The organism is Photobacterium andalusiense (genome assembly GCF_900185625.1).
In the GTDB taxonomy this organism is placed as follows: Bacteria; Pseudomonadota; Gammaproteobacteria; order Enterobacterales; family Vibrionaceae; genus Photobacterium; species Photobacterium aquimaris.
On record NZ_FYAJ01000001.1, the window covers coordinates 1,113,506 to 1,133,585 of the forward strand.

The 20,080-nt window shown below is 37.3% G+C and carries 18 protein-coding genes; 9 read left to right on the top strand and 9 right to left on the bottom strand.

Annotated elements, in window-relative coordinates; genetic code table 11:
- The first annotated feature begins 1 nt into the window (after nt 1).
- The 3 genes from PAND9192_RS05055 to tusE all read left to right on the top strand — a co-directional run bounded on the left by PAND9192_RS05055 (nt 2) and on the right by tusE (nt 2,133).
- A complete protein-coding gene (locus tag PAND9192_RS05055; RefSeq protein ID WP_087852806.1) occupies nt 2-775 on the top strand; it encodes an amino acid ABC transporter ATP-binding protein in 774 nt (257 codons plus the stop codon).
- 226 nt (nt 776-1,001) lie between these two features.
- Complete coding sequence (locus tag PAND9192_RS05060) at nt 1,002-1,670, top strand: Bax inhibitor-1/YccA family protein (RefSeq protein WP_087852807.1); 669 nt, start codon at nt 1,002-1,004, stop codon at nt 1,668-1,670.
- A gap of 133 nt (nt 1,671-1,803) precedes the next feature.
- Complete coding sequence (gene tusE, locus PAND9192_RS05065; protein ID WP_087852808.1) at nt 1,804-2,133, top strand: sulfurtransferase TusE; 330 nt, start codon at nt 1,804-1,806, stop codon at nt 2,131-2,133.
- 67 nt (nt 2,134-2,200) lie between these two features.
- On the opposite strand, the gene yccX is transcribed toward tusE, so the two are convergent.
- The gene (gene yccX / locus PAND9192_RS05070; protein ID WP_087852809.1) at nt 2,201-2,473 is read right to left on the bottom strand and encodes an acylphosphatase; all 273 of its coding nucleotides are present in this window, start codon (nt 2,471-2,473) and stop codon (nt 2,201-2,203) included.
- A 222-nt stretch (nt 2,474-2,695) separates the two neighbouring features.
- On the opposite strand from yccX, the gene PAND9192_RS05075 reads away from it, so the two are divergent.
- The 5 genes from PAND9192_RS05075 to PAND9192_RS05095 all read left to right on the top strand — a co-directional run bounded on the left by PAND9192_RS05075 (nt 2,696) and on the right by PAND9192_RS05095 (nt 10,135).
- Complete coding sequence (locus PAND9192_RS05075; protein WP_087852810.1) at nt 2,696-3,886, top strand: class I SAM-dependent methyltransferase; 1,191 nt, start codon at nt 2,696-2,698, stop codon at nt 3,884-3,886.
- Nucleotides 3,887-4,065: 179 nt separating this feature from the next.
- Complete coding sequence (locus PAND9192_RS05080) at nt 4,066-4,698, top strand: YccT family protein (RefSeq protein WP_087852811.1); 633 nt, start codon at nt 4,066-4,068, stop codon at nt 4,696-4,698.
- Between the two features lie 382 nt (nt 4,699-5,080).
- Nucleotides 5,081-8,281 (top strand): chitinase C-terminal domain-containing protein, encoded by a 3,201-nt coding sequence (locus tag PAND9192_RS05085; RefSeq protein ID WP_087852812.1) that lies wholly within the window; start codon nt 5,081-5,083, stop codon nt 8,279-8,281.
- A gap of 503 nt (nt 8,282-8,784) precedes the next feature.
- On the top strand, nt 8,785-9,423 hold the full coding sequence (locus tag PAND9192_RS05090; protein WP_200817769.1) for a murein L,D-transpeptidase catalytic domain family protein: 639 nt from the start codon (nt 8,785-8,787) through the stop codon (nt 9,421-9,423).
- Nucleotides 9,424-9,562: 139 nt separating this feature from the next.
- The gene (locus tag PAND9192_RS05095) at nt 9,563-10,135 is read left to right on the top strand and encodes a cysteine hydrolase family protein (protein WP_087852813.1); all 573 of its coding nucleotides are present in this window, start codon (nt 9,563-9,565) and stop codon (nt 10,133-10,135) included.
- Between the two features lie 84 nt (nt 10,136-10,219).
- On the opposite strand, the gene PAND9192_RS05100 is transcribed toward PAND9192_RS05095, so the two are convergent.
- The 8 genes from PAND9192_RS05100 to PAND9192_RS05135 all read right to left on the bottom strand — a co-directional run bounded on the left by PAND9192_RS05100 (nt 10,220) and on the right by PAND9192_RS05135 (nt 18,938).
- Nucleotides 10,220-10,486 carry a hypothetical protein gene (locus tag PAND9192_RS05100; RefSeq protein WP_060997445.1) on the bottom strand — a complete coding sequence of 89 codons (267 nt, stop codon included), beginning with the start codon at nt 10,484-10,486 and terminating at the stop codon, nt 10,220-10,222.
- Nucleotides 10,487-10,560: 74 nt separating this feature from the next.
- Nucleotides 10,561-11,229, bottom strand: coding sequence for an HAD family hydrolase (locus tag PAND9192_RS05105; protein WP_087852814.1), 669 nt, complete (start codon nt 11,227-11,229; stop codon nt 10,561-10,563).
- A gap of 81 nt (nt 11,230-11,310) precedes the next feature.
- Nucleotides 11,311-14,265, bottom strand: coding sequence for a bifunctional diguanylate cyclase/phosphodiesterase (locus tag PAND9192_RS05110; RefSeq protein WP_087852815.1), 2,955 nt, complete (start codon nt 14,263-14,265; stop codon nt 11,311-11,313).
- A 187-nt stretch (nt 14,266-14,452) separates the two neighbouring features.
- Nucleotides 14,453-15,685, bottom strand: coding sequence for an organoarsenical effux MFS transporter ArsJ (gene arsJ, locus PAND9192_RS05115; protein WP_087852816.1), 1,233 nt, complete (start codon nt 15,683-15,685; stop codon nt 14,453-14,455).
- 43 nt (nt 15,686-15,728) lie between these two features.
- Nucleotides 15,729-16,727 (bottom strand): ArsJ-associated glyceraldehyde-3-phosphate dehydrogenase, encoded by a 999-nt coding sequence (locus tag PAND9192_RS05120; RefSeq protein ID WP_087852817.1) that lies wholly within the window; start codon nt 16,725-16,727, stop codon nt 15,729-15,731.
- Nucleotides 16,728-16,896: 169 nt separating this feature from the next.
- The gene (locus PAND9192_RS05125; RefSeq protein ID WP_087852818.1) at nt 16,897-17,418 is read right to left on the bottom strand and encodes a phosphatase domain-containing putative toxin; all 522 of its coding nucleotides are present in this window, start codon (nt 17,416-17,418) and stop codon (nt 16,897-16,899) included.
- Nucleotides 17,419-17,448: 30 nt separating this feature from the next.
- The gene (locus PAND9192_RS05130) at nt 17,449-18,222 is read right to left on the bottom strand and encodes a metalloregulator ArsR/SmtB family transcription factor (RefSeq protein WP_087852819.1); all 774 of its coding nucleotides are present in this window, start codon (nt 18,220-18,222) and stop codon (nt 17,449-17,451) included.
- A 107-nt stretch (nt 18,223-18,329) separates the two neighbouring features.
- Nucleotides 18,330-18,938, bottom strand: coding sequence for a 2OG-Fe(II) oxygenase (locus PAND9192_RS05135; protein ID WP_087852820.1), 609 nt, complete (start codon nt 18,936-18,938; stop codon nt 18,330-18,332).
- A gap of 261 nt (nt 18,939-19,199) precedes the next feature.
- Here PAND9192_RS05135 and PAND9192_RS05140 point away from each other — a divergent pair, with 261 nt between their 5' ends.
- Nucleotides 19,200-20,057, top strand: coding sequence for a DMT family transporter (locus tag PAND9192_RS05140; RefSeq protein ID WP_060997438.1), 858 nt, complete (start codon nt 19,200-19,202; stop codon nt 20,055-20,057).
- Nucleotides 20,058-20,080: the final 23 nt, after the last annotated feature.

Consider the following 20,080-nt stretch of genomic DNA (forward strand, 5'->3'; position numbering starts at 1 on the left):
AATGAAAAATACTAATGACACCACAGTCAATGATAATAACACGCCATGGGTTATCGAATTAGCGGACGTAAATAAATGGTATGGTCAATTCCACGTACTTAAAAACATTAATCTAAAAGTGCGTAAAGGTGAAAAGATCGTAATTTGTGGGCCTTCTGGTTCAGGAAAATCAACCATGATCCGCTGTATCAATTATTTAGAAGAACACCAACAAGGCAAAATTTCAGTTGCAGGGCAAGATATTACTGGAGACTTAAAAAATATCGAATTGATCCGTAAAGAAGTCGGTATGTGTTTTCAACACTTCAATCTATTCCCTCACCTCACAGTGTTAGAAAACTGCACCTTAGCACCAATTTGGGTAAAGAAAATGCCAAAAAAAGAAGCGAATGCGCTCGCTATGCAGTATTTAGAGCGAGTAAAAATTCCTGATCAAGCCCATAAATACCCAGGCCAGTTGTCAGGTGGACAACAGCAACGAGTGGCCATCGCACGTTCATTATGCATGAACCCGCAAGTGATGTTGTTTGATGAACCAACTTCTGCGTTAGATCCTGAAATGGTACGTGAAGTATTAGATGTCATGGTTGAACTTGCCAATGAGGGAATGACAATGCTATGTGTCACGCATGAAATGGGATTTGCTCGTCAAGTTGCCGATCGGGTTATCTTTATGGATCAAGGCGAAATCATTGAAGAAAATAACCCACAAGACTTTTTTGATAATCCAAAATCTGACCGTACCCAACTTTTTTTACAACAAATATTGCACTAATTGCAGAAAATGCCACCATTAATGTAAGCATAATTAATGAAATATTTGGTTACAACTTAACAATGAATAGTCACTACTGCCGTAAGTATTTTAATCTTCAAACACTTATAATGTGCTTCATGGCAAACAAATGGCGCTAAAGCTTGGCTTACACTTGCAATTTATATTGTTTAGCCTCATATATAGCTTTAATAGAATTAATATCACTACCCTAAGGGGAGCACTTATGAACGAACGTATGGTTAATCGTGACAGCGGTTACGCAGGCGTATTGTCAACCAATAAGGTTTTACGTAACACTTATTTCTTACTATCGCTAACATTGTTGTTCTCTGCTGGTGTAGCTGGCGTAGCAATGGTGATGAATGTTCCACCTGTACACTGGATCTTTCTTCTTGTTGGCTTCTACGGTTTAATTTTCTTAACTGAACGTAACCGTGACAGTAGCTTAGGGCTTGTTTTTGTATTCGCATTAACTGGCTTTATGGGTTACACACTTGGTCCGATTCTAAATATGTATGTTGGCGCAGGCATGGGCCACATCGTAATGACAGCACTTGGTGGTACAGCACTGACATTCTTTGCTTGTTCTGCTTATGCATTAACAACTAAGCGTGATCTATCATTCCTTAACGGTATGTTAATGGCTGGTTTTATTGCAATTATCGTTGCTGTTGTTGCGAACATCTTCCTAAAGATGCCAATGCTATCACTAGCGATTAGCGGTATGTTTGTATTATTCTCATCAGCAGCGATTTTATTGACAACCCAGTCAATTATTCGTGGCGGTGAAACTAACTACATTTCAGCAACCGTTACTTTGTATGTTTCTATCTACAACCTATTCTTAAGCTTGCTTCAGATCCTAGGTGTAGTAAACAGCAGCGATAACTAAGCACTCGCTATTAATTAGCCTATTTAGACATAAAAACTGAAAAAGCCTGCCTTGATGCAGGCTTTTTGTTTTTTACTTGCAGCCAGACCGCCGAATCACTATTCTTGCTGCGTTAGCAATAAAGAGGTTTATTATGCTTGAATTTAACGGTGTACAAATCGACACTGATGCCCAAGGTTATCTAAAGAATGTTGATGATTGGTCTGAAGATTTAGTTGCATTACTTGCAGCAGAGGAAACGATTGAATTATCAGAAGCACATTGGGAAGTGATTCGCTTTGTTCGAGAATTTTACCTTGAATTTAATACTTCACCCGCAGTACGTATGCTTGTAAAAGCAATGGCAAAACAATATGGTGAAGAAAAAGGTAGCTCACGTTATCTGTATCGTTTATTTCCTAAAGGTCCAGCAAAGCAAGCAACGAAACTTGCTGGGTTACCAAAGCCTGTGAAATGTATTTAAGTTAGTACGCTAAAAACCAAACATAGCCACAAATACGTTTTATGTTTGGTTTTCTTTTTATTTGACATTAATTCATTTTAAATCCACTTAGATGTTGCCACGCTAATGTCTCACTGGTGAGCTTTTCAACCGTCGCAGTCTTAGGTCCATGTTGTAGCCAAGCCAACAAATTATCAATATTCACTTGCTCTCCACAAGCAAGCACTTCAACGCTGCCATCTGCTAAGTTTCTTGCATACCCTGTTAAATCAAGCATCAGCCCTTGATGAGCAGTATGAAACCGAAAACCGACACCTTGTACATGCCCTACTACACGCGTTTTTACACAACATCGAGCCATAATAACCTCCACACCTTTTATATTGTCTATTGCATTATTTTAGTTAAACCCTCGCAACAAACTGCTCTCTTACTCACAAAAGTAAAGGTTGTTATTAGCAACTGCCATCGTTTATTTAACACTCAATCGCGGTTTTATATGCCGACTTAGACGTTTTCATTTGATTTTACCTAGCCAGAGCAACATAATACGCTCCCACTCGAACTCCATACTGGGCATGTCATGACAGCTTCTATTTATTTGGTAAAAGGCCGTGAAAAATCACTACGCCGTCGCCACCCTTGGATTTTTTCTCGCGGTATTGACCGTGTTGAAGGAAAACCTGAACTCGGCGAAACCGTTGATGTTTACGATAACAAAGGCGAATGGCTAGCACGTGGTGCTTATTCTCCACAGTCTCAAATTCGCGTTCGCGTATGGACATTCAACAAAAATGAAGCCATTGACGTTAACTTCTTTGTTAACCGCCTAAATGCTGCACAAAGTCTACGTGATGTCTTAGCGGCTCGCGATGGTCTTACTGGTTACCGCTTAATTGCTGCAGAATCTGATGGCCTTCCTGGAATCACGATTGATCGCTACCAAGATTACTTAGTTTGTCAGTTACTAAGTGCAGGTGCTGAAGCACAACGCGAAGTACTGATTGAAGCATTACAACAATGCTACCCTAACTGTAATATTTACGAACGCTCAGATGTTTCTGTTCGTAAAAAAGAAGGTTTAAAACAACGCACAGGTGTTCTACACGGCGAAGAGCCACCGAAGTTTGTTACTATCGAAGAAAATGGCGTTAAGATTAACGTTGATATCGTTGGTGGTCACAAAACAGGTTTCTACCTTGACCAACGTGATAGCCGTGAAGCGTCGGTTAAATATGTTAATGGTAAGCGCGTTCTAAACTGCTTCTGTTACACCGGCGGCTTTGGTTTATACGCATTAAAAGGCGGCGCTAGTGAAGTGGTTAACGTTGATGTATCTCAGCCTGCACTTGACACCGCACAACTTAACGCAGAAATTAACGGTTATCCGGTTGAAAATGCGCAGTTTGTAAACGCTGATGTATTTAAACTATTACGTGAATACCGTGAACGTGGCGAGCTATTTGATGTCGTTATTATGGATCCACCTAAATTTGCGGAATCTAAGTCTCAGCTAGTGGGTGCTTGTCGTGGTTACAAAGACATCAATATGCTAGCAATGCAAATTCTAAAGCCGGGTGGTATGCTATTAACATACTCTTGCTCTGGTTTGATGGATAACGGCTTATTTCAAAAAATTATTGCAGATGCAGCCATTGATGCTCACCGTGACGTGCAATTCATTGAGCGTTTTAGCCAAGCAGCTGATCACCCTCTAGACAGTGCTTACCCTGAAGGTTTCTACCTTAAAGGTTTTGCTTGTTACGTAAAGTAATAGAACGCTGAATCTAAATGAACATTAAACCCAGCCTGCGCTGGGTTTTTTTATACCAACAAAAGCGTTATTAACTATTAATTTCGATAGTTATTTGTCAATACAGTAATGATCAGAATACAATAGTATCACTATACCTAATACACATTATTCATTCTACGCACTCAAAAGGAATCGACATGAAACTACGTACAGCCCTACTCTCTTTAGCGGCGTGTAGCATTAGCTTCTCATCATTTGCTGATGTAACACTTAATCTACCCCAATCTGCTGAACTGGTTCTCGTCAATGGTGTTAACGCGGAAGGTAATGCAACCCAAATTTTAAATAATGGCAGTAACCAAATCGCTTTTCGTTACGATAAAAACTACCGTGAAAATGGTGATACTCACTTATTTCGTTCAGAAGTCGTTGTTATGACATTTTCTGGTAATGATGCAACGTATACCCTTCAGTTACCTAAAATTTCAAGTGATTACCAAGCTCAAAAATTTAACCGTCAACCAACGCTACATTTATTAGCTGCCAATGGTAGTGAAGTACCTTTTAAACACGATGTTTTAATCAAAGATGGTCTACAAATTAACCGTAATTACCAACAAGAGATCGCGCAATACAACTTAAGTAAAGCGCCTGCTGCATTAGCGACAGCAATTACGGCCAATGAAATGCAACGCGCACAGCAGCAAGTTAGTCCAGCAGAAAAAGATGGGCATATCGATCAAGCCTACGTTAACAAAATGTTAAACTATTGGTACAGCAAAGCTGATACTACTACACAAGAAAAATTCAAAGCTAACATCAATAACTAATATTTTTGATTAATAACACATGCTGTGTTAGCAACATTAACAGTTTCCCCTTTGTTATAAATACTCAAAACCAATAACAAAGGGGAGATCAATCCCACCACGACACCCAAATCCATTTCTTAATAGCACCCCTCAATATAATACTTATTAAGCATTCATTATCATTTCAGTTAACAAACTACTCAATTACAGTGCGCTTAATTCAATACCTCAGTAAAAATTTACATTATTGCAACATTTTCCGCGATCTCACATGAATATCCAAGCATTGCTTCGTACAAATAGGCTAATTGCACTTATAGTTTTTTTATGGCACGTAAAAAGTAAATAAACTCAGATTTATTACTGGTGCTGTATCAATAATAAAACCAAAGGATCACATATGAATCACGGGAAACAAGGAATAGCAACAAAGGGAATGTTTACGCTCAGTACCCTTAGCCTCTCATGCTTATTTGCATTCAACGCACAAGCTGCTGTTGATTGTACTGACCTTACAGAATGGAAAAGTGACAGCGTTTATACCGGCGGCGATCAAGTCCAACAAGCGGGTGTTGCTTATAAAGCTAATTACTGGACACAAAATAACTCACCGACAGACAACAACGGTCAATATTCACAATGGCTTCAACTTGATCTTTGTTCTGGTGGCGAGCCACCTATCGACCCACCTGTTGATCCAGTAGAAAATGCCGTACCGACAGCAAGTCTTACTGCGCCAACAGCCACAGCAGTCATCACAACGGGTGAAACTGTTCTTATTAAAGCAAATGCAACCGATACTGACGGTACTATTGCGAAAGTTGATTTCCTAGTCGATGGACAAGTTGTTGGTTCAACAACAACAGCACCATACGAGTTTGCATGGACAGCTACAGAAGGTGTACATAGTCTTTCAGCGATGGCTTACGATGATAAAAACGCAGCAAGTAGCCAAGCAAATGTTAGCGTTGATGTCGCACCTGAAGGACCAGTTAACCAAGCGCCTACCGTTTCTGTTGCCGTTTCAGCGACCAGCGTTGAACTAGGTGAAGTTGTTACCATTACTGCTGACGCAGCAGATACTGATGGCACGGTAGACAAAGTTGATTTCTACGTAAATGGCGCACTAGTTGGCACAGCAGCTACAGCCCCTTATGCTCTTGAATACACAACAGTTCAAGCAGGCAATGCAAAAATCTTTGCTCGTGCAACTGATGACCAAAACAAAACATCTGATTCAGCCGTAAGTTCTGTTGCAGTTAATGGCGCTGTTGTATCAAATGGTTGTCGTCCTGACGGTTTATACCAAACTGAAGGCGTAAATGTGCCTTACTGTTCTATCTATGATGAAGATGGACGTGAAATGATGGGTGCCGATCACCCTCGTCGTGTTATTGGTTACTTCACAAGCTGGCGTGCAGGCGATGATCCTCAAAGCAGCTACTTAGTTAATGATATCCCATGGGAACAGTTAACACACATTAACTACGCATTCGTAAGTATTGGTGCTGATGGCAAAGTTAACATCGGTGATACATCAGATCCAAGCAATGCGGCAGTGGGTATGGAATGGGATGGTGTTGAAATCGATCCAGCACTTGGCTTTAAAGGTCACTTCGGTGCACTTGCAACAGCAAAAGCTAAACACGATGTTAAAACATTAATCTCTATCGGTGGTTGGGCTGAAACAGGTGGTCACTTTGGTACTGATGGTGGTCGAGCACCAGATGGTGGCTTCTACACTATGACGACAAATGCTGATGGTTCTATTAACCATGCTGGCATTGAGAAATTCGCAACATCTGCCGTTGAAATGCTACGTAAGTACAAGTTCGATGGGCTTGATATTGATTACGAATACCCTACATCTATGGCGGGTGCTGGTAACCCATACGATAAAGAGTTCATGGAACCACGTCGTCCATACCTATGGGCTTCTTACCAAGAACTGATGAAAGTCCTTCGTGAAAAACTGGATGTTGCTTCTGCTGAAGATGATATTCACTACATGCTAACGATTGCAGCACCATCATCTGGTTACCTACTACGTGGTATGGAAACATTTGATGTAACGAAGTACTTAGATTATGTAAACATCATGTCTTACGACTTACACGGTGCTTGGAACGACCACGTTGGTCATAATGCTGCGCTATTCGATACAGGTAAAGATTCAGAGTTAGCACAGTGGAACGTATACGGCACAGCAGCATACGGTGGTATGGGTTACCTAAATACTGACTGGGCTTACCACTACTTCCGTGGTTCAATGCCTGCTGGTCGTATCAATATCGGTGTTCCATACTACACCCGTGGTTGGCAAGGTGTTAAAGGTGGTGATAACGGTCTATGGGGTCGTGCAGCACTACCTAACCAGTCTGAGTGTCAGGCAGGCACTGGTGAAGGCGAGAAGAACAACTGTGGTTACGGTGCTATCGGTATCGACAACATGTGGCATGATCTTGATCCAAATGGTAAAGAAATGGGTGCCGGCTCTAACCCAATGTGGCATGCGAAAAACCTTGAAAAAGGTATCTTCGGTTCATACACAGCCGCTTATGGTTTAGATCCTGTAAGTGATCCACAAGATAAACTTGTTGGTTCGTACACCCGTAATTACGATGATGTCGCTGTTGCACCATGGTTATGGAATGCAGAGAAAAGCGTATTTATCTCAACAGAAGATAAAGCATCGGTTGGCGTGAAAGCTGACTACGTAATCGATAAAGAAATCGGTGGTATCATGTTCTGGGAGCTTGCAGGCGACTACAACTGTTACTTATTCGATGCTAACGGTAAGCGTACTAACACTATTGACGCAACTGAAAAAGCATGTGCTTCTGGTAACGGTGAGTACCACATGGGTAACGCTATGACGAAAGCTATCTACGATAAGTTTAAGTCTGCAACCCCATACGGTAATACAATCGCAACGGGTGCAATTCCAACTCAAGCAATTGATATTGCAGTTAATGTTAGCGGCTTCAAAGTTGGTGACCAAAACTACCCTATCAACCCAACCGTAACCTTTATCAACAACACGGGTAATGATTTACCGGGTGGTACAGAGTTCCAGTTTGATATTCCTGTTTCAGCACCTGATAACGCGAAAGATCAATCTGGTGGTGGCTTGAAAGTTATTTCTTCTGGTCATACACGTGGTGATAACATTGGTGGTCTAGACGGAACTATGCACCGTGTCGCCTTTACTCTGCCTAAGTGGAAACCACTACCAGCAGGTGAAAGCTACGAGCTAGACTTCATTTACTACCTACCAATCTCAGGCCCTGCTAACTACTCTGTGAATGTAGATGGTAATGAGTATGCGTTTAAGTTTGAGCAACCTAACCTACCTATCGGTGATTTAAATGCCGGTGGCGGTGATAATAACGGTGGTGATACAGGTGATAATAGCGGCAACTGTGATTCAGCAGGCCTAAATACTTACCCTAATTGGCCTCAAACTGATTGGCAAGGCAATCCAAGTCATGCAGGTTCAGGAGATCAAATCATCCATGATGGCGTAATCTTCAAAGCCAATTGGTATACAGTCTCTATTCCAGGAAGTGATGGCAGTTGGAGTAAAGTTTGTAATATTTAATCTATAGATTAGCGCAGATATTATTAACAATATCTGCGCTATTATTTATATTGAACAATATGAATAGCTATTATTTATTTTTCTTCATCTTATATTCAGGTTTATTTGTTGTCGTTTTAATTCACTTAAAAATATTTTCTAAAAAAAACCTCGACACATTATTATTTTTAATTTTTATTAAATATTAAATAATCAAAACAAAAAATACAATAACACAATGTAATCAATAGGTTAATCACATGAAAGGCTAAATTAAACGAGCTTTATTTAGCTTCATATTCATTTAACTGACTGTTATTAATTAAATGATGTTCATATTAATAAGCCTTTGTTATCAATAATTAAATTAACTATTAATTTATCAAATATCATCATATTAATGCGGTTATCCCGGTTATAATTTAGCATTTAAATATTCTTCTTTAATTCTTATTTATGATAAAGTGTGATCTCGCTTAATTGCTACTAATCTCTGCAACCTGTTTAAGAATAGAAAGAATGAAATGAAAAAAGTTATTTACCTATTTCTATTAATGGTATGTCTTTTACCGTTAAGTGCGTCTGCCCATGTTGTCAATACAGAACGAAAAAATGCAGACATTGTTGCTGACTATGTCTACCAAAAAGCCGATTTAAAAGGCAAAATCGATTTTAATGTCTTCAAAAAAGCATTTATTGCTTACAACAAAACGCGTGGCAAAAAGAAATCGCTGCTAACAATCATTGATTACAGCATGCCTTCTACTGAAAAACGATTTTATGTCATAGACCTAAAGTCAAATAAATTACTTTACCGCACCTATGTGTCACACGGTGAGAACAGTGGTCGCTTAGTCGCTGATAGATTTTCTAATCGAGTCAATTCACATAAAACATCATTAGGTACATTCTTAACTGAAGGTACATATAATGGCGGTAATGGTTACTCATTAAAACTTAATGGGTTAACGCGGGGTGAAAATGATAACGCTTTAAAACGTTTTATCGTTATCCATGGCGCCAAATATGTATCTGAAGCGTTTATAAAGCGTAATGGTTACCTTGGTCGTAGCTGGGGCTGCCCTGCTATACCAACGTATTTAACCAAGAAAATTATTGATACCATCAAAGGTGGTAGTGTTATTTTTGCTTATGCTAAATAACAGCATCCGCAAAAAAGCTTTTAGTTGTAAGACTAAAAGCTTTTTTTATATCTAAGATTTCATAATATTAAAATTTAAGATTTGATTGTATGCTTATTTACATTCGTTAAAACTAAACTCTGTTCTTAAAGGTAATAATATGAATAAAGCCTTAGTTATCATTGACTTCATTAATGATATTGTCGATAAAAATGGCAAAATACCTAGCTGTGCTGAACAAGTTAGTACTCACCATGTGATCAATAATGCAAATATTGCTATTCAATGGGCAAAAGAAAATAATCTACCTTGTATCTTTGTCAAAGTCGGTTTTCAACCAAACTATCTTGAGCTACCACATCAGTCACCGATGTTTGGTAAAGCACAACAATATCGCGCTTTAGAGCTCGGTCAATGGGGTACTGAATTTCATCCAGATCTGCAAGTAACAGCAGATGATACTGTGGTAATAAAATCACGCGTCAATCCATTTTATAACACGGAGCTAGATAGCATTTTACGCGTAAATGCCATCACCGATGTCTATTTTTGTGGCGTAAGTACTTGTTGGGCAATTCAATCCGCTGTTCGAGATGCTCATGACCGAGATTACAGTGTTCATATTGTCAGCGATGCTTGCACTTCAGCAACAGAACAGGAACACCAACGTTCTTTAGCGATGCTTTCAAGAATTGCAACTTTGCACCAAGCAAAAACCCTTGCTCAAATTTAACTTTATTGTCACTTCTTCATCTAACAGTTATAGATATAAAAAAACCGTGATATTAACTCACGGTTTTTGCGGCAAAAATCCCTATTATAGATCATCTTCCCAAGGCATATCTGGTAATGCAACAAGGTTTTCACGGTAACGTTTTAAATCAAATTTACCGTCATTTTTCATTACATCAAATACTTCAATTGATAATGCACAAGCAATCATTTGCACTGCTTCATCTCGAGCTGTACCTGTCATCATTAAACGCATTAATGTTTCTTTAACCACTAATGGATTACCGTCAGCCAACTGGTTTTCCACTGTTTCAACCAGCATATCGCCAGTCATAATTTCTTCGTTTTCCATCATTAACCTATTTGAATTATTTCAACTCGAGTAATTTAACATAGCGAGTTATTGCCACAAAATAATAGTCTATTTTACACCGCGCTCAATACTAATTTAGCTTTAAATAACGAATCTAATAGCGGTGTTGCTGCTACCATAGAAGTAAATTTATGATCAGCATCAATCCCTATTAATGACGGATGAGGATTAATTAATAAACAACAAATATTCGCATTTTTAGCTGCTTGTAAACCAGTTCGACTATCTTCTACCGCGACAGTTTGATGCGGTGCAACTTTCATTATTTGACAAGCATGCAAATAAACATCTGGTGCTGGTTTATTATTAGTGACTTCATAACCACTAAACACATGTTCAAATAGATCAAACCAGCCATGTTGCTTTAATACCCCTTCGACATAATCCCGTGGGGCACCAGTTACAACAGCCATTGGCACTTTACCTGCAAATGCGTTAAGTATGGCATCAACGCCAGGTAACGCCGGGATTCCTTGATCGCGAATTTTTGCCTCTGTTAATGCTTCCATTTCAGTGGTAATTGTCACGATATCAACATTTAATTGGTAATGTTCAATAAAATGTTTCGCAATCTTAGGCCAAGTAACTCCCGCATAATATGTAATAAAATCATCAGCAGTGAGCGTTACACCATACGTTGCTAAATAGGCACTCCAATTTTCAGCATGGAATGTTTCCGAATCAACCAAAGTACCATCAAAATCAAAAAAAAGAGTCTGCATGACTTACCAAATAACAATCTATATATCAAAAGAACTCTTGTTATAGCATTTCAATTTTACAAATAATAGTAATGGTGCTGCTTACTGTATATTTATATCAATAACATTATGATTACGCACTTTTAGTATTGCAATCGCCTCATCAATCGCGACAGCTGGACTATAGTAATAGCCTTGAATATAGTGGCAAGCCATCGAAGATAAAATATCTAACTGTGCTTGAGTCTCAACACCTTCAGCTACAACTTCAACATTTAATTTATGACTCAAATCAAGTACCAGTGATACCAACATTTTGCTTTCTTTACAGTGTTCAATATCAATAATAAAACTACGATCAATTTTAATAATGTCAGGTTTAATATCAATAATAGCAGCAAGTGATGAATACCCCGTTCCAAAGTCATCCAACGAAATTGCAATACCACGAGAACGAAATGCGGCAAGTGTATCAATGATATTTTTACCGTCATCCAATGCTGTAGATTCTGTTATTTCAATCATAATGGCACTGTAAGGTAAATGATAACTGTTAATGGTATCAAAAATGTATTGTTGATTATGCTGTGAGAACTCTTTTACCGAGTGGTTAATGGAGAAAATAATGTCATCAAATCCACATCGATGGATACGATCTAAATCAGCACAAGCTTGCTCAAACACTTGTTGACCTAACTGACCAATTAAGCCATAACGTTCAGCAATAGGAATAAACACCCCTGGAGAAATAAATCCATCAACGTCATCATACCAACGTGCTAACGCTTCAAACTTACAAACCTTACCCGTCCTACTATCAACTATCGGTTGATAATAAACATTGATCTTATTAGCATCGATTGCATATTTCAGTTTATCGCGTAATTTCAGCTTACGAATATATTCATCTTGTAATTGTTGATCATAAACACAAAGACCATTACGTCCAAGCCACTTTTGTTCATACATTGCATAATCAGCATTTTTTAACAATGCCTGATGGGTAGTACCACTTTGTGGATATGACGATATACCAATGCTAATAGTAAGGTTTATTTCAATGTCATTACAAATAATTGGTTTTGATATAATATCTATTAATTGACGTGCAATATCTTTTGCATAATTAATATCTTTATCTTTAATTAATACCGCATACTCATCACCGCCGTAACGACAAATAAGACTATGTTCGCATACTGTTGCTGTTAAAATATCTGCAACACTTTTTAAAATATCATCACCAAAGTCGTGGCCATAAAGATCATTAAATATTTTGAAATCATCAACATCAATAAATAATAAAGAACAGACGCCAGTCGTTATGGTTCCTTTACCTGGGTGAGTCATTTTATTTATTTGTTGTTCAACTTTTTCAACAAATCGACGACGATTCATTAATCCCGTCAACATATCATTATCAGCTAATATTCTTAACTTTTTCTCAGTTTGTTTTCGCGAGCTTATATCGTGAAACACACCAACATAATTAACTACTTTATGATCATCTTCAATCTTATTTATCGTCATCTCTTCTGGATAAATAGCACCATCACTACGACGATTATGTAATTGTCCTTGCCATGTTCCTATTGTATCTAGGCTATGCCACATCTTTTTATAAAATGCCAAATCGTGATAACCCGATGATAATATACGAGGATTTTTTCCTATCACATAGCTTTTACTATAACCTGTGACCGTTTCAAAAGCTTTATTCACTGAGATGATATTATTATCTTGATCTGTAATCACAATACATTCAGAGGTATTATCAAAAACTGTTTTTGCCAATGTTAGTTGTTGCGCAGCTAACACAGTCTCTGTTATATCAATCAATACACCAACAATAGTATCACTACACTTTTTGTTGTTTGATTCTATAATATTGCCTTTGCAATTAAACCAACGACATTCTGTTTGTTTATCTTTTGGTTGTAACCTAAATTCAACATCAATAGATATCACATCACCATCTCGTAATTTTGAAAAAGATTCAATAACAGTCAATTTGTCATCTTTATGAACCATTGCTAAATAATTACTAATATTTTTAACATGATTTTTATTAATGGCTAATATATCCCAAAACTTAGGTGATGTTATTAACTTTTTAGTTTTTAAATCATACTCCCAAATACCTTCAACTACGGCATCATAAGTCATTGTTAATTTATTAGATGCTTGATTTAATTTATCATTAACATAATAAAAATCAGTAATATCTTGCAGAGTACCTTTAATTATAGTTGCGATACCATTTATATTTCGTAGAATATTACAATGTTCTCGTAAGTATTTAGTTTTTCTATTTTCTAATACAATACGATAGATAATGCTATAACTGACATTATTACTATTTAGCATTTCATCTTTTAATTCATTGACTCTAACCTGATCATCAGTATGAATAAATTCATTAATCGTTTTTTCATTTGGTATAAAATCGTTTATCTCACATTGAAAAATACGATAGATTTCTTTACTCCAGTAATAACTGTTTGTCACTAAATCGAGTTGCCAATTACCAAGTTTAGCTTCTTGCTGACATTGCTCCATTTCTTGAAGTAATTTTTTTTGTGATGACAATAAAGCAAGATACTCAACATCAGAACCAAGGACATTACCAATAACATCACACCACTCTTGGTATAATGATTCAGAAAATAAAAAGGGAATATCAAATAAACACCCAATAACACCTATCACTTTTCCTTGGCGAGAAAATATCGGTAATCCCAAATAAGAATAAAAAATAGAGGAAGTTATAATTTGATTAAATGGGTATACCTTCGATATATTATTTGATAGATAAAGAGGTTTCCCTGCTGATATCAATTTTAAACAGGGCGCATTATCTGTCGAATAACTAAATGCTGTATTTGAAAGGTGACCATCCACATAATAGGCTAATGAAATCGCTTTGTGATGAACTTTATCAAAGTAAGCAATATAGCAATGTACTGGTTTAAACATTTCATAAACACTCGTAAGTGCTTCGTGTATAAACTCACCGCCATAACTATTTCGTTTTAAGGCTTTTAGTGTTGTAACCATAAGTAATCAGCGGCCTACGCAATATATCGGACAAATAATTATCTTTGATACTATGTATAATAATAATAATTCGCCCAATATACCGTATAGACCTGCCTAGTTAAAGATAACAACCATTAATCATAGTTATTATTTAATATCTTTTGATAAATATCACTTTACGATTAAAAGCCATTTTTAAATGCGTTTAAATCGCGACAGAATCTGGATGATTACGAGGTAACCATAATGAAATTACTGTTGTAATAGCAATAAAAGTAAACGCAATCCAAAGACACATTGATAATCCATAAAGCTGATAAATCGCGCCAGAAAGCAATGTTCCGATTAAACGTCCCATTGCATTAGCCATATAATAAAATCCGACATCTAAACTAACACCATCATCCTTGGCATAACTAACAATTAGGTAAGAATGTAATGAAGAATTAATCGCAAAAATAGCACCAAAGATCATTAAACCAATAACAATAACAAATTGAGGATACCAATTAATTTGTATTGCCAATGCAATCGTCGCGGTGACAAGAGCTAATACACTCGCCCATGCTAAAGCTGCTCGCCCATCAGGCACAATACCCGATGCTTTTCCTGTTATGCGCGGAGCAATACTTTGAACCAAGCCATAGCCAATAACCCAAATAGCAAGAAAACTACCGACTAATACATGATCCCAACCAAAAACTTGGCCTAAATATAACGGTAATGCAATCACAAACCATACATCACGCGCACCAAACAAGAACATTCTGGCCGCTGATAATATATTAATGCTACGACTTTTTGAAAATATCTCGCTAAATTTAATTTTGGTTTTTGCTTTACCTAAATCTTTATCAAGCCACAATAAACTACATATAAACACTACTGCTAACACAGATGCCATTGCAATAACTGCACCTTGAAAACCAATTAATGCTAACAATGCGCCACCTAAGAAAAAGCCGACACCTTTAAGCGCATTTTTTGAACCTGTTAGTATTGCAATCCATTTATACAACGCACCTTGCTGATCGTTTGGCACTAAGGTTTTTATCGCGCTTTTAGCACTCATTTTATTTAAGTCTTTCGCAATACCAGATAACGCTTGAGCAAACATCACCCATATAACGGTTAAATTTACAGATGGAACAGCAAGCATTAACAACGCCACAACTTGCATAAATAAACCAATATTCATGGTACGATTTAAGCCTAAATGCGCACCAAGCCAACCACCTATCAGATTAGTCACCACACCAAAAAATTCATAAAATAAAAACAGTGATGCTATTTCTAATGGGCTATAACCTAATTGGTGAAAATGTAACACCACCAACATTCGCAATGCGCCATCGGTTAAAGTGAAGTTCCAATAGTTAAACGTCACTAACATATATTGACGCACACCATTGGGCAGCTGACTTAGCTTTGCTAACATAAAAATACTCTCTTACTGACTAACAATATTTATGGTTAGTTGATTAACAGCCAACTTTACGGATAAGTTCCGCAGTTCGAGTGGCATAACCCATTTCATTATCGTACCAAGCATAAATTTTCACCATGCGTTGATTTACCACCATGGTTGATAGCCCATCAATAATGGTTGAACGTTGGTCGCCACGATAATCAACAGAAACTAAAGGTCTTGCTTCAAAACCTAAAATACCATCCAATTCATTTTCTGATGCTGCTTTTAATAGTTGGTTTACCTCATCAATAGAGGTATCACGCTCCACATCAAAAATAATATCCGTTAGTGATGCGTTGGCGAGTGGTACTCGTACTGCATGACCATCAATTTTACCGGCTAATTCTGGAAAAATTTCAACAATCGCTTTTGCCGATCCTGTCGTCGTTGGAATTAAGCTCATTCCACACGCACGAGCACGACGCAAATCTTTATGCGGTGCGTCTAAAATAGTTTGGGTATTGGTTAAATTATGAATTGTTGTAAAGGATGCTTGCTTAATACCAAGATGTTCATGGATCACTTTAACAACAGGTGCAATGCAGTTAGTCGTGCAAGATGCAGCAGTAATAATTCGATGTTTTTCAGCATCAAATAAATAATCATTAACCCCTACGACTACATTTAATACACCCTCTTCTTTTACTGGTGCAGACACAACAACACGCTTTACACCTTGCTGTAAATATTGGTTAAGGTACTTAGTCTCACGGTGTACACCGGTGGCTTCTAATACGACATCACACCCCGACCAATCTACATCTTCGATTTTCGCTTGCTGGCAATAATTTATAGATTGGCCATTAATCACCATTTGGCCATTATCAACAGTAACCGCATGTTCCCAGCGACCTTGAATTGAATCAAACTCAGCTAAATGCGCCAATGTATTAACATCGCCAGCAACATCATTGATTAATACAAACTCAATTTCAGGCCAATCAAACGCAGCTCGTAATGCTAAACGTCCAATACGCCCAAAACCATTAATTCCCACTTTGATTGTCATCATTATTTCCTTACATTCAGTTAAATATACGAAATACCATATATATGGAAAACCAAATATAACAACAATGATAAATAAAATAAACCTTTTGCAGGTAAGTATTTTTAAACGTACCTAAAACGAAAAAACCCCGCATAAGCGAGGTTTAATGATAAATTCTTATTAACAATTATCGCGTAACAGCACTATTCCACTGAGTGATATAATCAATGTGTGGCTGACGGGTAAATGCACCAGGTCGTTGTGCCTGAATCGCTGCTATTGTCTCTTCAAAAGGCTTGCCACGAGCAAGTAAAATACGCGCTGCTAATAATCCGGTACGACCCGAACCGCCTTTACAATGTGCAACAACATATTCACCATTATTAAGCGCTATTTGTGCTGCATCATTGGCACGTTGCCATGTCGATTCAAAGTCAGCAGAAGGTGCACAATCATCTTCAATCGGCACATGAAACCATTGCATTCCTAATAATTTACATGCTTCTGCTAGTAATTCGACACCTTGATCAGGTAAATCACTCTTTTCTAAAGCCGTTAATACTACGGTTGCACCAGCCGCTTTTAGTTGGCGCAAACTCGTGATTGCATTAACACCTTTAGTACCTGGACATGGGGTTAATAGTAAACCACCTTTTTTAGGTGCAGCTTCATTTAATGGTAAAGTCCAAACGGGATGTTGATTATCCATAACAGTCACGATTCCTACTCTGCTATAACGTTAATTAATTGATTGTGGTTTCTTTCTATTTTTTATTGCACTTAAACGTATTTTCTCTTGATTAATCAGTGCTGGCTGCCCATTACGGACTGTATCAAGTGTATGCAGAATCCACTGGGGTAGATCAGTTGGAAAATGATAAAAAATCCAAACACCTTCTCGTCGATCATGTAATACACCACTATCTCGTAACAGAGCTAAATGGCGGGACACTTTAGGCTGACTAACTTCTAATGCTTTGGTTAAATCTCCAACAGATAAAGCTCGTTCATCATGAATTAACATTAAAATTCGCAACCGTAGTGGATCACTCATAATTTTAAATAATTCAACCGCACCAATCGTGTCAGATTGATTATCACCATTAAGCATTAAAAATAATGCTATCTTGGCTTTTAAACCATCAAAGACATCATAAAATCCCTGAGAGTCTGATAGTGGTTTAGGATCTTTAAAATCCCAATGAATTAATGCATCAGAATCTGGAAAAAGTGCACATTCTTTATTAGCTTTATCACATAAAGTGATCACAACATCAAAGTGCTGGTTTTGTAAACTTGACGCTAAAGTGCTGGTTAGGTTATCAGCGTTAATATTATGATAATTTAGCACTTCATATACTCGAGGGTCGACACTCTCAGGTGCCATTCCCGCACTCATTATTTCAAATTGGCCAATGGTGGCGGCACTATCTCGGCACATGTGACGCATCAATGCTTCTGCAAGTTGCGAACGGGCGGAGTTACCAGTACAAAGAAACAAAATGCGTTTCACAATACACCTTATAAATAACCGTTGAAAACATCAGAATATACGATAAAGCATATATAACAAGTGCATGAATTAAAAAAAATGCTCCTAACCGTTTTAGCTATTAGCTGTTAACGGGCAATATCTAATTGATTACCGCTCACACCATTGGTTCTAAACCAACCAGCGATACTAAAGCGTTGTTGCGTTGCGGGTAATACTTCATGTGGAAACAATTCAGATAAAAACACGACTAATCGCCCAGCAAGAGGATCTAAGGTAGCTAATTCATTATCATCTAAATCATACATTTTAAGTCGACCGCCATGAGCCGGTTGCCATTCATTATTCAGATAAAAAACAGTCGTTAATTTGCGGTTTTCTTGACCACGGAAACAATCTAAATGCTTTTGATAAAAGTCACCTTGCTCATATTTGGCAAAATGTGATTCATACTCAAATAGACCTAAGAAGAAATGACGATTTACTTCGACACGAATATCATTCATTCGTTGTAAGAAATCAGCTACTGGAGGCCCCATATCAGATGATAACCATTGAATTTTGTCACTTCTAATGGCTTTTTTGGTCATATATTCATCATTGCGACCAATACCAGCTTGGCTCCAATCAGCAGGAATACATGCCTTTAATTGACTGACTTCATCCTGAGTCAAAAAGTCATCCCAGACAAACCACCCTTGGGTAAATAAAGCATCAATAAGTTTGCCGTAGTTCATAATCGTTCCAATACGAAAGAAAAAAACGTTATAAGGGCAGACACATTTTACGACAAATCATAAATATCATCATAACAATGAATTTTTTTTCTTAAATAGATGACGACGTATACAATATTAGATTCAATGGTTGATTAATCCTAACAGATAGTGATTAATACGATATAAGCATACATTTTATTAATCGTTCATCACATATTTAACAACTAATATTGATTAATACGTAAATATACTGGCTGAAATTTATAGGAAAAATTTTTTATGGGCGATAAAAATCGCGGATTATTATTAGCTTTTATAGGCATAATGATACTGAGCTTTGATAGCTTATTTGTAAAACTATCAGATTCAACAGCATGGAATGTACTTTTTTGGCGTGGCGCGTTTCAATGTATCGTTTTAATTATTATGCAACTGCTTTACAACCGTAAGCAATTTACCGCTGAAATATCACGTCCTTCTTTATCTCTTTTAGGATTAGGTTTTGTTTTTGCAGCTTCAACTGTCTGTTTTATTGAATCATTACATTATACCCAGGTCGCAAGCACTCTAGTGATCATTAATACAGCTCCGTTCTTTACTGCTATTTTAGGTTTCTTAATATTAAAAGAAAAACTCAAATGGCCAACATTGCTAGCTATTGGTGTAGCGACGAGCGGTATTTGGATTATATTTGCTTTTGCTCCTGCTGGCGGACAATGGGTCGGAAATCTACTAGCATTAGTTACTGCCTTAGCAACAGCTGTTTATCTCGTCGCTATGCGTAAAACAAAAGGCGAACAAGCAGCAAATATTCTAATTGTGGCTGGATTTATGATCGCTGTATTTGCTTATATTCGAGGGGCGCAACCTTTTTCACTATCACATATTCAAATGCTATACCTATTAATACTGGGTGGGGTCATTGTACCGGGATCTTATCTCTGTATTTCAAAATCAGCAGCCTATATTCCTGCTGCTCAAACAAGTTTAATTTTATTAATGGAAATTCTATTAGGTCCTTTATATGTATTTTTAGTGCTTGGTGAACAACCATCTTTAAATGATATTTTAGGTGGTGCAATCATTTTAATTACATTAGGACTTTATACTGTGTGGGATGTGAAGCAGTCAGAATAATATATAACATTTTCATAAAATTA